General features: G+C 27.2%; 1 pseudogene. It reads right to left on the reverse strand.

What is annotated here, in order from left to right:
* Positions 1-319: pseudogene (locus tag CN514_RS25110) on the reverse strand (DNA-processing protein DprA); the annotation flags it as partial.
* Positions 320-360 lie beyond the last annotated feature (41 nt).

Below are 360 nucleotides of genomic sequence, written 5' to 3' on the forward strand. Positions count from 1 at the left end.
GATTACCTTTTAAATATAAAACAAACGGAGGATCACATATTTCTCTTAACAAATCCGGATATACATCATCATAAATTGTAATAATTTTAATATTTTTTTTATAGCTTTCTTTTAAAATATCAAAAATGGACGTTGAATGAAGTTGATCATATAATTTTTCAGCGGCTTTTGAAGTCATTTGAAATGTAGTTTTAAATGTAGAAGGTGAATATCGATAGAGGTTTTCTAAATGTGGATCATAGAGAAGAATCTTCTTGATTGCTTGATAGTTTTCAAATAAAAAATGATGCAAATGAATAAGTCGAATTTTCTTTTTCATACATTCTCCTTTTTTATAAGAAAGTAGCCTCCTATCGGAGG

The sequence above is a fragment of the Bacillus sp. AFS001701 genome (genome assembly GCF_002559405.1).
Lineage (GTDB): Bacteria > Bacillota > Bacilli > Bacillales > Bacillaceae_G > Gottfriedia.